Origin of the sequence: Streptomyces sp. ATCC 21386 (assembly GCF_018728545.1) — a bacterium.
Taxonomy (GTDB): domain Bacteria; phylum Actinomycetota; class Actinomycetes; order Streptomycetales; family Streptomycetaceae; genus Streptomyces.
The window spans coordinates 9,420,606-9,432,146 of record NZ_JAAVVL010000001.1 but is presented as its reverse complement, the minus strand read 5'-3'; the positions used below and the strand labels follow the sequence as shown (position 1 = coordinate 9,432,146).

Genomic DNA, 11,541 nt, shown 5'->3' with positions numbered 1-11,541 from the left:
AGATGGTATAAGAGACAGCCCTTTCATCGGTTCGGTGGGCGTGGAGTTGGGGGTAACTGGGGATTGTTTCTCTCTGTAGCTGATTGAGTGCGTAGAGTTAGCAGGTGGAGGGGGGCGGTGCGGTGTCGGGACCCTCGCGTGTTCTGTCCGTAAGCGTTCCGTGACCTCACCGCACTGTCGGCAGGGGTTCACTCGCCGTTCACTTCCGTCCATTGGCGGCTTCACCTGATCTGCCTAATTTCGGCCTTACCCGGTGCGGGATGTGGGCCTAAATGCGGCCTCGCAGCCCGTGACGACAGCAGTCTGAGGGACCGAAGGCATCGGTGGAACGGGTCCCGAGGCTGATACGACGACTTCGCACGCCGCCATGTGGACGGCGGCTCCTGGAAGGAACTCCCGAAAGTGAAGCTTCAGCGCAAGAACCGGCTGCGCGCCCTTTCTCTCGGTGCTGTCGCCCTCACCGGCGCTCTGACCCTCACCGCGTGCGGGTCCGACGACACCAGTGGTGGCGCGAGCGGCACCAGCGACAACACCCCGGCTGCCGGCAAGGTCGACTGTGGCGACGCCAAGGGGCAGCTGCTGGCCGACGGCTCCTCCGCGCAGAAGAACGCGATCGACGCCTGGGTTGCGCAGTACCAGAGCGCCTGCAAGGACGTCGTGATCAACTACAAGGGCAGCGGCTCGGGCGCGGGCATCACCGCGTTCACCCAGGGCCAGGTCGCCTTCGCGGGCTCCGACTCGGCGCTCAAGCCCGAAGAGGTAACCGCCTCCAAGAAGGTCTGCACCGGCGGCCAGGGAATCGACCTGCCGATGGTCGGCGGCCCGATCGCGGTCGGCTACAACGTCCCGGGTGTCGAGAACCTGGTCCTGGACGCCAAGACCCTCGCCCTGATCTTCGACAGCAAGATCACCAACTGGAACGACGAGGCGATCGCGAAGCTGAACCCCGACGCCAAGCTGCCCGACCTCAAGATCCAGGCCTTCCACCGCTCGGACGAGTCCGGCACCACGGACAACTTCACCAAGTACCTGATCGCCGCGGCCCCCGACAGCTGGAAGTACGAGGGCGGCAAGGCCTGGCAGGCCAAGGGCGGCCAGTCCGCGCAGGGCTCCTCCGGTGTCGCGCAGGGTGTGACCGAGACCAAGGGCGCCATCTCCTACATGGAGCTCTCCTACGCCAAGGACGGCATCAGCACGGTCGACATCAAGACCGGTGCCGCCGAGCCGGTGAAGGCGACCGTCGAGAACGCCACCAAGGCCATCTCCGAGGCCCAGGTCGTGGGCACCGGCAAGGACCTGGCGCTGAAGCTCAACTACACGCCCACCGCCGAGGGCGCCTACCCGATCACCCTCGTCACCTACGAGATCGTCTGTGACAAGGGCAACAAGGCGGACACCCTGCCCGCCACCAAGTCCTTCCTCACCTACATCGCGTCCGAGGACGGCCAGGCGCTGCTCTCCGAGGCCGGGTACGCCCCGATGCCCGAGGAGATCATCACCAAGGTCCGTACGACCATCTCGGAACTGAGCTGACCCGAGTGCGGCCCAGCCCTCACCAGGACTGGGCCGCACCGTCCGGTGCACCGCCGCCAGGAGTCACCCGCCACCGCGGGCGGCCCCGCCCCGAGCCGCCGCCCGCACGACGGCTCCGCAGACCGGAGAACCTGATGGACATATCGATCAAAGACACTCCCGCTCCCCCCACCCCACCGACTTCCGAGAGCGCCTTGGACAAGCGAGCCGCCCGTGGCGTGACGCGTCCCGGCGACCGGGTCTTCCTCGGCCTGTCCCGCGGATCGGGCATCTTCCTGCTGGTGCTCATGGCGGCCATCGCCGTGTTCCTCAGCTACCGGGCCGCGCTCGCGATCAGCAAGGACGAGGCCAACTTCTTCACGACCTTCGAGTGGAACCCCACCGCGGTCCCGCCGGTGTTCGGCATCGCGGTGCTGGCCTTCGGCACCATCGTCTCGTCGGTCATCGCGATGGCCATCGCGGTCCCGGTCGCGGTCGGCATCGCGCTCTTCATCACGCACTACGCCCCGCGCAAGCTGGGCGGCCCCATCGCGTACGTGATCGACCTGCTCGCCGCCGTGCCGTCCATCGTGTACGGCCTCTGGGGCATCCTGGTCCTCGTACCGCAGCTCGACGGGCTCTACGGCTGGCTGAACGACTACCTCGGCTGGACCGGCATCCTGGAGTGGCAGGGCGGCGCCCCCCGCTCGATGCTCACCGTCGGCATCCTGCTCGCGATCATGATCCTGCCGATCATCACCAACGTGAGCCGTGAGGTCTTCCGCCAGGTCCCGCAGATGCACGAGGAGGCCGCGCTGGCGCTCGGCGCCACCCGCTGGGAGGTCATCCGCATGGCGGTCCTGCCCTTCGGGCGCTCCGGTGTCATCTCCGCCTCGATGCTCGGCCTCGGCCGCGCGCTCGGCGAGACCATGGCCGTGGCGATGGTCCTGTCGTCCAGCTTCGAGATCAACCTGAGCCTGCTCGACCCGGGCGGCGGCACCTTCGCCCAGAACATCGCCAGCAAGTTCAGCGAGGCGACCGAGATGGGCCGGGACGCCCTGATCGCCTCCGGTCTGGTCCTGTTCGTCATCACCCTGCTGGTCAACGGCGCGGCCCGGCTGATCATCGCCCGCCGCAAGGAGTTCTCGGGGGCCAACGCATGAGCAACGCAACTCTCGCCCCGAAGGGCCCGAGCACCCTGCGTGCCGCGTCCCTGCCCAAGTGGTTCCCCTGGGCGGTCGCCGCCGGATCGGTGGCCCTGGGCCTCGGCATCAGCGCCGCGGCCGGCCTCGAAAGCTCGATCCAGTGGGCCCTGATCGCCGGCATCCTCTTCGTCCTCGGTTCGTTCGCCATCGCCGCGCGCGTCGAGGGCAAGCGCCAGGCCAAGGACCGGGTGGCGACCAGCCTCGTCTGGGTCGCGTTCCTGCTCGCGGTGCTCCCGCTGGCCTCCCTCATCTGGGAGACGATCAGCCGCGGTCTGAAGGTCCTCGACGTCTACTTCCTCACCCACTCGATGGGTGTGGTCGCCACCTCCCAGCCCGGCGGCGGTATCTACCACGCCATCCTCGGCACCCTGGAGCAGGTCGGCATCGCCGCCGTCATCTCCGTGCCGATCGGTGTGCTGACCGCGATCTACCTGGTCGAGTACGGCCGGGGCCGGCTCGCCAAGGCCGTCACCTTCTTCGTCGACGTCATGACGGGCATCCCGTCGATCGTCGCGGGTCTGTTCATCCTCAGTACCTGGATCCTGATTCTGGACATGGGCCCCTCCGGCTTCGCCGGCGCGATGGCGCTGACCATCCTGATGCTGCCGGTCGTCGTCCGCTCCACCGAGGAGATGCTCAAGCTCGTCCCGAACGAGCTGCGTGAGGCCTCGCTGGCGCTGGGCGTGCCGAAGTGGCGCACCATCCTCAAAATCGTGCTGCCGACCGCGATCGGTGGTATCACGACAGGTGTGATGCTCGCGGTCGCCCGTATCGCCGGTGAGACCGCTCCGGTCCTGCTGCTGGTGTGGGGTTCGAACTACATCAACGCGAACCCCTTCGCCGACCCGCAGGCCTCGCTGCCGATGTACATCTATCTGCAGTTCCAGCAGAGCAGCGGCTCCGGAGCGGCGTACGACCGTGCCTGGGCGGCCTCGCTGACGCTGATCGCCTTCATCATGATCCTGAACCTGGCGGCCCGCGGCATCGCCCGCTGGAAGGCGCCGAAGACCGGTCGCTGACGCGGCCATACAGCGACCAGATCCCCCGAATTCCCCGCGAATTCCTCGCGAAAGAAGCAGTGATCCACATGGCCAAGCGAATCGACGTCAGCGGCCTCAACGCCTACTACAGCTCCTTCCGAGCCATCGAGGACATCTCGATGGCCATAGAGCCCCGTACCGTGACGGCCTTCATCGGCCCCTCCGGGTGCGGCAAGTCCACGTTCCTGCGCACCCTGAACCGGATGCACGAGGTCACGCCCGGCGGCCGCGTCGAGGGCAAGGTCATGCTCGACGACGAGAACCTGTACGGCGCGGGGGTCGACCCGGTCTCCGTGCGGCGTGAGGTCGGCATGGTCTTCCAGCGGCCGAACCCCTTCCCCACGATGTCGATCTACGACAACGTGGCGGCGGGTCTGAAGCTGGTCGGCGGCAAGAAGAAGTCCGAGCTGGACGAGATCGTCGAGAAGTCCCTCAAGGGCGCGAACCTCTGGAACGAGGTCAAGGACCGGCTGGGCAAGCCGGGCTCCGGTCTCTCCGGTGGTCAGCAGCAGCGACTGTGCATCGCCCGCGCGATCGCGGTCGAGCCGAAGGTGCTGCTCATGGACGAGCCGTGCTCCGCGCTGGACCCGATCTCGACGCTCGCCATCGAGGACCTCATCGGTGAGCTGAAGGAGCGCTTCACGATCGTCATCGTGACGCACAACATGCAGCAGGCGGCGCGTGTCTCCGACCGCACGGCGTTCTTCAACCTCGCGGCCGTCGGGCAGCCGGGCAAGCTGATCGAGATAGACGACACGGAGCGGATCTTCTCCAACCCGTCCGTCCAGGCCACCGAGGACTACATCTCCGGCCGCTTCGGCTGAGCCGGCGCCGGCGAAGTTCCGGCCGCCGACTCCCCAAGACCCCTCGCGGTGCTGCATGGCGGTGCCGCCGCGAGGTAGATAAAGGGCCCGCCCCCGGCTCCCGGGGGCGGGCCCGTCGGCTTTGGGGGGGAGCAGGCCGGGGCGCCGGGGCAGATTGTGAGGGCTGTCGATGCCGTCGGCAGAACCCGGTGGTGTCGGCGCCGCCACGGCACCCGGGCGGTGGTGTCCGGCAGCTGTGCCTCGTCCGGGCGGCCGCCGCACCCCGTCAGGCCGGGGCGGGCGGACGCCGTGCGGTCAGAGGAACGCCAGGTTCACGATCCAGAAGCTGGTCGCGGCGACCAGGGCCGCCGCCGGCATCGTGATGAACCAGCCGAGGATGATGTTCTTGGCGACGCCCCAGCGGACCGCGTTGATGCGCTTGGTGGCGCCGACGCCCATGATCGCCGAGGTGATGATGTGGGTCGTGGAGATGGGGGCCTTGAAGATGAAGGCCGTGATGAACATGATCGACGCGCCGGTCGTCTCGGCGGCGAAGCCCTGCGGCGGGTCGAGTTCGATGATCTTCCGGCCCAGGGTGCGCATGATGCGCCAGCCGCCCGCGTAGGTGCCGAGGGAGAGCATGACGGCGCAGGCGATCTTCACCCAGACCGGGATCGGGTCGCCGTAGTCCTCGACGTCCGCGATGACCAGGGCCATCACCACGATGCCCATCGTCTTCTGGGCGTCCTGGAGACCGTGGCCGAGCGCCATGCCGGCCGCCGACACGGTCTGCGCGATCCGGAAACCGCGCTTCGCCTTGTGCGGGTTGGCGCGGCGGAAGATCCACATGATGCCCGCCATCACCAGGTAGCCGACGACCAGGCCGACCACCGGGGAGACGAACATCGGGATGACGACCTTCTCCAGCACGCCCGACCAGTAGACCGTCGTACCGCCGGCGAGCGCCGCGCCGACCATGCCGCCGAAGAGGGCGTGGGAGGAGGACGACGGGAGACCGAAGTACCAGGTGATGAGGTTCCAGGTGATCGCGCCGACCAGGGCCGCGAAGAGGATGCCCATCCCCTTGGAGCCCTCGGGCGTGGAGATCAGGCCCTCACTGACCGTCTTGGCGACGCCGCTGCCGAGGAACGCGCCGATGAGGTTCATCACCGCGGCCATGGCGAGGGCCGCGCGCGGGGTCAGCGCGCGCGTCGACACCGAGGTCGCGATCGCGTTCGCGGAGTCGTGGAAGCCGTTGGTGTACGTGAAGAAGAGCGCGACGCCGATGGTCACGACCAGAGCGAAGGTGTCCATGAAGGGTTCAGGACTCCTTGACCGCGATGGTCTCCACCGTGTTCGCCACGTGCTCGAAGGCGTCCGCCGCCTCCTCCAGCACATCCACGATCTGCTTGAGCTTGAGGACCTCGATGGCGTCGTACTTGCCGTTGAAGAGGTGGGCCAGGAGCTTGCGGTGGATCTGGTCCGCCTGGTTCTCCAGTCGGTTCACCTCGATCCAGTACTCCGTGAGGTTGTCCATGGTGCGGAGGTTGGGCATCGCCTCGGCCGTCAGTTCGGCGGCGCGCGACAGGACCTCGATCTGCTGCTCGACGCCCTTGGGGAGTTCCTCGACGTTGTAGAGGACGACCAGGTCGACGGCCTCCTCCATGAAGTCCATGATGTCGTCGAGGGAGGACGCGAGGGAGTAGATGTCCTCGCGGTCGAAGGGCGTGATGAACGAGGAGTTCAGCTGGTGGAAGATCGCGTGTGTGGCGTCGTCACCGGCGTGTTCCGCTGCCCGCATCCGCTCCGCGATCTCGGCCCGGGCGGCGGCGTCCGCTCCGAGCAGTTCCATCAGGAGCTTCGAGCCCGTGACGATGTTGTCCGCGGAGGCGGCGAACATGTCGTAGAAGCTCGTCTCCCTGGGGGTCAGACGAAAGCGCACGTGGGGTCCTCGGTATGCATGGGTTTCGGTCAGGCTGATGCTAGGCGCATCATCCGGCCACGGCTAATGGGCCGTCCCCCAGTGTCGCCCATCAGGCAGATGGGCCTGCATGGGGGCTGCCCGCAGGGCGTATACCCGCCAAAGTTCGATACGATATACCCGGTAGGGGTATATGTCTGGAGGCTGCGATGACGACCACAGGGGCCGGAGCCGAGGTGCCCTCCGCCGTGGACGGTCTGGGACCGGGCGCGGAGTCGGGTGCGAAGCCGGGTGTGGTGACCGACCACGACCGTGGAATCCACGGGTACCACAAGCAGAAGGACGAACACCTCAAGCGCCTGAGGCGTATCGAGGGGCAGATTCGTGGGCTTCAGCGGATGGTCGACGAGGATGTCTACTGCATCGACATACTCACCCAGGTCTCCGCTTCGACCAAGGCGTTGCAGTCCTTCGCGCTGCAGCTCCTGGAGGAACACCTGCGGCACTGTGTCGCCGACGCGGCGCTCAAGGGTGGTACCGAGGTCGACGCGAAGGTGGAGGAGGCCACGAAGGCGATCGGGCGGCTGCTGCGGACCTGAGGGGGAGGGGGCCTCTCGGGCCTGCTCGCCTTCACCAGCCCCGGCTCCATCGAGACGACCCTTCCGGTCCGACAGGTGCGGGTGGGTGGGGCTTCTCGCGCAGTTCCCCGCGCCCCTTCACGGCTGCGCCGACTCGCGGGCTGTGGTCGCTCAAGGGGGTTCGGTGCCGGGGGCTTGGGGGTGTTTCGCTCGGGTAGCGTTGTTGGTGTGGTGCATCAGGACGAGTCGGAGACGCCGCAGCAGCACCGTACGACCACCGTCGATCAGGGGCGTTTCTGCGTGGCGCGCTGTTCCTGCGGCTGGCGCGGGCCGGCCCGGCGGGCGCGGAGTCTGGCCCGGACCGACGCGGAGGGGCACGCGTTGAGCGGGGTGTAGCCGGGCGGTTCGGCGGCGGGTGCGCGACGGTCCGGGCCGGTGTCGGTGCGCCTACGCGTGGCGGAGGGTCGCCAGGAACTCGTCGACCAGTTCCCGGTCGCGGGGCTGGGTCAGCCGGTCGCGGGCGGCGGCCGGGGGGAGCCACGCGATCCGGTCCACCTCGGCGGTGGGCGCGAAGCGGCCGTCGGTCGCCTCCGCCGCCCAGTAACTCACCGTCTTGGCGCGGCCGTTGACGAAGTAGCGGGCGTTGGACAGGCGGGGCCCCGGCGCACACCGGTGGCCGGTCTCCTCCTCGACCTCGCGCAGCGCGCCCGTGAGGGCGTCCTCGGTGCGCTTCAACTTGCCCTTCGGGTGCGACCAGTCGTCGTACTTCGGCCGGTGCACCAGGCAGATCTCCAGCCCCCCGCCCTCGGGGGACTGGCGCCACAGGACACAGCCGGCCGCTCGGACGACGGCACCGGTGTTCTCGGTCACGACGTGCTCACCGTCTCCTTCTGCCAGCACTGCTGGAACGCGAACCGGGACGCCTCCACTTCGTGGCGCTGGTCGGCGTGCAGGACGCCGAGGGCGTAGGCCGTGGCCGGGGCGATCCGCGGGGTGCGGGCGGCGGAGGCCGCCGCGGAGGCCGCCTCGCTGGCGTCCCGGTGGCGGTTGAGCGCCTCACCGGCGGCGAGGAGGCGCAGGTCGACGGGGACGGCCTCGGGGTGCAGGACCTCCAGGGCGTAGCGGTGCAGGCGGAGCAGCAGCCGTACCTGGTGCCAGGGGGCGTCCTGGGGGTGGGGCGCGGTGTCCGGGGAGAGGCCGTGGATGAGGGCCTCGGCGTTGTACGGGTGGCCGGCGGAGTGCAGGGGGAGGCCGGAGACGGCGTCGCGCAGGCGGTCGTGGGCGGCGGCGGCGAGCGGGCCGAGGTCCGTGGCTGCGGCGGAGGGGGTGAGCGGGACCTCGCTGGCGAGGACGGCGACGCTGTCGGCGACGGCGTGGAAGCGGGAGGAGCCGAGGGCCTGGAGGGCCGCCGAGTGGGCCCGGGTGCGGGCGAGGGTGAGCTGGCGGTCCAGGAGGGCGCCGGCCTTCGCGGCGCCGACGGTGAGGTTGCCGCGGTCGGGGGTGGCCGGGGGGCGGGGGGCGGTGCCGGATGCCGCCGCGCCCACCCGAGCCGCCCCGGCGGCGGTACGACCGCCCGTGGCGGCGCGGACCTGGGACGTACCGGCGCCGACCTCGGTGCTGCCCGTGGCGGCGCCGATCGAGGACGGGCCGGTCTCGGGGCGGGCCGCGACTGCGGTCTGCGTCGGGAGGTGCGTCGCGCCGGACAGCCGGTTCAGGGCGTTGACCAGGCGGTCCAGGCGGGCCGCGTAGGCGTGTTCGCGGCCCAACGTGCCGGAGAGCCAGGCCAGTTCGGGGCGGAGGGACTCCGACCACTCGGCGTCCAGCAGGGGTCGGAAGGTGTGCAGCGTGCCGCTGATGCGGCGGGCCGAGCGGCGCAGGGCGAGCGCCGCTTCGGTCGACTCCTCGGCTCCGGACGCCGTGCCCCCACCGGTCTCCCGGTGGGTGCGCAGCGCGCGGAGGAACTCCGTGGCCCGCTCCCGCAGATAGCCGGCGACGGCGTCCGCGGGTGCGGTCGTGGTGTTCGTGGGGTCAAGGTGTCGCTGTGCCACGCCGGCGCCTCCGGGCGTCAATGAGCATCTCCTGGACGTTGCGCAGGGGCTGTCCGTCCGCGTCGGTCGAGTGCCGGGTCCACTCGCCGTCGGGACCGAGGTGCCAGGAGGAGGTCGTGTCGGACATACCGGTCTCCAGCAGGCGGTTGAGCGCCGCCCGGTGCGCCGGGTCGGTGATCCGGATCAGGGCCTCGATCCGGCGGTCGAGGTTGCGGTGCATCATGTCGGCGCTGCCGAACCACACCTCCGGCTCGCCGCCGTTGCCGAAGCCGAAGATCCGGGAGTGTTCGAGGAAGCGGCCGAGGACGGAGCGGACGCGGATGTTCTCCGACAGACCCGGGACGCCGGGCCTTATGGCGCAGATGCCGCGCACCCACACGTCGACCGGTACACCCGCCTGCGAGGCCCGGTACAGGGCGTCGATGAGGGCCTCGTCCACGATCGAGTTGACCTTGATGCGGACGTGCGCCGGACGTCCGGCACGGTGGTGCTGGACCTCCTTGTTGACGCGGGCGATCAGCCCGTCGCGCAGGGACTTGGGCGCGACGAGGAGACGGCGGTAGGTCTCGCGGCGCGAGTAGCCGGAGAGCCGGTTGAAGAGGTCGGAGAGGTCCGCGCCGACCTGGGCGTCGGACGTGAGCACGCCCAGGTCCTCGTACAGCCGTGCCGTCTTCGGGTGGTAGTTGCCCGTGCCGACGTGGCTGTAGCGGCGGAGCGTGTCGCCCTCCTGACGGACCACCAGGGACAGCTTGCAGTGGGTCTTCAGGCCGACCAGGCCGTAGACGACGTGGCAGCCGGCCTCCTCCAGCTTGCGGGCCCACTTGATGTTGGCGTGTTCGTCGAAGCGTGCCTTGATCTCGACCAGGACGAGGACCTGCTTGCCGGCCTCGGCGGCGTCGATGAGCGCGTTGACTATGGGGGAGTCGCCGGACGTCCGGTACAGGGTCTGCTTGATCGCGAGGACGTCCGGGTCCTCGGCCGCCTGCTCCAGGAACGCCTGCACCGACGTCGAGAACGAGTCGTACGGGTGGTGCAGCAGCACGTCGCGGTTGCGCAGGGCGGCGAAGATGTCGGGGGCGGACGCCGACTCGACCTCGGCCAGGTCGCGGTGGACGCTGGCGACGAACTTGCGGTACTTCAGCTCCGGCCGGTCCAGGGAGGCGATGCGGAAGAGGCCGGTGAGGTCCAGGGGCCCGGTCAGCGGGTAGACCTCGGACTCCTTGATCTTCAGCTCGCGCACCAGCAGGTCCAGGACCTCCTGGTTGATGTTCTCCTCGACCTCCAGGCGCACCGGCGGCCCGAAGCGGCGCCGCATGAGCTCCTTCTCCAGGGCCTGGAGGAGGTTCTCGGCGTCGTCCTCCTCGACCTCCAGGTCCTCGTTGCGGGTGACCCGGAAGGCGTGGTGCTCCAGCACTTCCATGCCCGGGAACAGCTCCTCCAGGTGGGCGCCGATCACGTCCTCCAGCGGGACGTACCGGCCGGGGGAGGCCTCCAGGAAGCGGGAGAGCAGCGGCGGCACCTTGACGCGGGCGAAGTGCGAGGTGCCGGTGACCGGGTTCTGGACGCGGACGGCCAGGTTCAGGGAGAGGCCCGAGATGTACGGGAAGGGGTGCGCCGGGTCGACGGCCAGCGGGGTCAGCACCGGGAAGATCTGGTGGCGGAAGAGCGTGAAGAGGCGGGCCTGCTCCTTCTCCGCCAGCTCGCTCCAGCGCACCAGGTGCACGCCCTCCTCGGCCAGCGCCGGGGCGACGTCCTCGTGGAAGCAGGCGGCGTGCCGGGCCATCAGTTCGCGGGAGCGGGCCCAGATCATCTCCAGCACCTCGCGGGGCTGGAGGCCGGAGGCGGACTTGGTGGCGACGCCGGTGGCGATGCGTCGCTTCAACCCGGCCACCCGCACCATGAAGAACTCGTCGAGGTTGCTGGCGAAGATGGCCAGGAAGTTCGCTCGTTCGAGCAGGGGGGTGGCCGGGTCCTCGGCCAGTTCCAGGACGCGCTCGTTGAAGGCGAGCCAGCTGCGCTCCCGGTCGAGGAAACGGCCCTGGGGCAGCCTCTCGCCGCCCTGTTCGTCCTCGTCGTACGCGTCGAGGTCGGCGTCGATGTCGGGTTCCAGGTCGGACACCACGGCGGACACCGTGTGGGGGCGGTGACCGGTTATGGAGCCGATGGACGGCTGCGCGTGCTGGACCTGGGCTGCCTGGGCGTTGGACTGGCTCATGGCACCATTCTTCCGCGTCGCGAGCATCACAGGCGCGTCGGACAGGGCCGGTGGGAGTGCCGGGACGCGCGAGGAGGCGTTCGCGGCGGCGTTCTCGGCGATGTCGGCGTCGATGCGTGCCACGACGTCGATGGCGTCGACGGCCTCGGCGGTGTGGCGCGGGGCGCCGGGCGCGGGCGTGCTGGGGTCGTCCCCCGGACTGTTCCCGCTGCTTGGGCC

11 protein-coding genes are annotated in these 11,541 nt (G+C 69.5%); 6 read left to right on the top strand and 5 right to left on the bottom strand.

Annotated features, from left to right (window positions below):
- The first annotated feature begins 402 nt into the window (after positions 1–402).
- The 4 genes from pstS to pstB all read left to right on the top strand — a co-directional run bounded on the left by pstS (position 403) and on the right by pstB (position 4,581).
- A complete protein-coding gene (pstS, locus tag GWK25_RS40485) occupies positions 403–1,533 on the top strand; it encodes a phosphate ABC transporter substrate-binding protein PstS (protein WP_215456520.1) in 1,131 nt (376 codons plus the stop codon).
- A 134-nt stretch (positions 1,534–1,667) separates the two neighbouring features.
- On the top strand, positions 1,668–2,675 hold the full coding sequence (gene pstC / locus GWK25_RS40480) for a phosphate ABC transporter permease subunit PstC (RefSeq protein ID WP_215456518.1): 1,008 nt from the start codon (positions 1,668–1,670) through the stop codon (positions 2,673–2,675).
- Positions 2,672–3,736 (top strand): phosphate ABC transporter permease PstA, encoded by a 1,065-nt coding sequence (gene pstA, locus GWK25_RS40475; protein WP_215456516.1) that lies wholly within the window; start codon positions 2,672–2,674, stop codon positions 3,734–3,736. Before pstC ends, pstA begins: the two co-directional genes overlap by 4 nt.
- Before the next feature lie 68 nt (positions 3,737–3,804).
- Positions 3,805–4,581 carry a phosphate ABC transporter ATP-binding protein PstB gene (gene pstB, locus GWK25_RS40470; protein ID WP_215456515.1) on the top strand — a complete coding sequence of 259 codons (777 nt, stop codon included), beginning with the start codon at positions 3,805–3,807 and terminating at the stop codon, positions 4,579–4,581.
- A 294-nt stretch (positions 4,582–4,875) separates the two neighbouring features.
- Here the strand turns inward: pstB and GWK25_RS40465 are convergent, their stop codons facing one another.
- Both GWK25_RS40465 and GWK25_RS40460 read right to left on the bottom strand, forming a co-directional pair.
- Positions 4,876–5,874, bottom strand: a complete 999-nt coding sequence (locus GWK25_RS40465; RefSeq protein WP_215456514.1) for an inorganic phosphate transporter — start codon at positions 5,872–5,874, stop codon at positions 4,876–4,878.
- Between the two features lie 7 nt (positions 5,875–5,881).
- On the bottom strand, positions 5,882–6,502 hold the full coding sequence (locus tag GWK25_RS40460) for a DUF47 domain-containing protein (protein ID WP_215456513.1): 621 nt from the start codon (positions 6,500–6,502) through the stop codon (positions 5,882–5,884).
- Positions 6,503–6,690: 188 nt separating this feature from the next.
- Between GWK25_RS40460 and GWK25_RS40455 the strand changes: the two genes are divergently transcribed.
- Both GWK25_RS40455 and GWK25_RS40450 read left to right on the top strand, forming a co-directional pair.
- On the top strand, positions 6,691–7,080 hold the full coding sequence (locus tag GWK25_RS40455; RefSeq protein WP_215456511.1) for a metal-sensitive transcriptional regulator: 390 nt from the start codon (positions 6,691–6,693) through the stop codon (positions 7,078–7,080).
- A 207-nt stretch (positions 7,081–7,287) separates the two neighbouring features.
- Positions 7,288–7,455, top strand: coding sequence for a hypothetical protein (locus tag GWK25_RS40450; protein ID WP_215456509.1), 168 nt, complete (start codon positions 7,288–7,290; stop codon positions 7,453–7,455).
- Positions 7,456–7,506: 51 nt separating this feature from the next.
- Here the strand turns inward: GWK25_RS40450 and GWK25_RS40445 are convergent, their stop codons facing one another.
- Genes GWK25_RS40445 through GWK25_RS40435 form a run of 3 tightly spaced genes read right to left on the bottom strand, consistent with a single transcriptional unit; the run spans position 7,507 to position 11,322 of the window.
- Positions 7,507–7,929 (bottom strand): NUDIX hydrolase, encoded by a 423-nt coding sequence (locus GWK25_RS40445; RefSeq protein WP_215456507.1) that lies wholly within the window; start codon positions 7,927–7,929, stop codon positions 7,507–7,509.
- Positions 7,926–9,107, bottom strand: coding sequence for a CHAD domain-containing protein (locus GWK25_RS40440; RefSeq protein WP_215456494.1), 1,182 nt, complete (start codon positions 9,105–9,107; stop codon positions 7,926–7,928). Before GWK25_RS40440 ends, GWK25_RS40445 begins: the two co-directional genes overlap by 4 nt.
- Positions 9,088–11,322, bottom strand: coding sequence for an RNA degradosome polyphosphate kinase (locus GWK25_RS40435; RefSeq protein ID WP_215457918.1), 2,235 nt, complete (start codon positions 11,320–11,322; stop codon positions 9,088–9,090). Before GWK25_RS40435 ends, GWK25_RS40440 begins: the two co-directional genes overlap by 20 nt.
- Between the last annotated feature and the right edge of the window lie 219 nt (positions 11,323–11,541).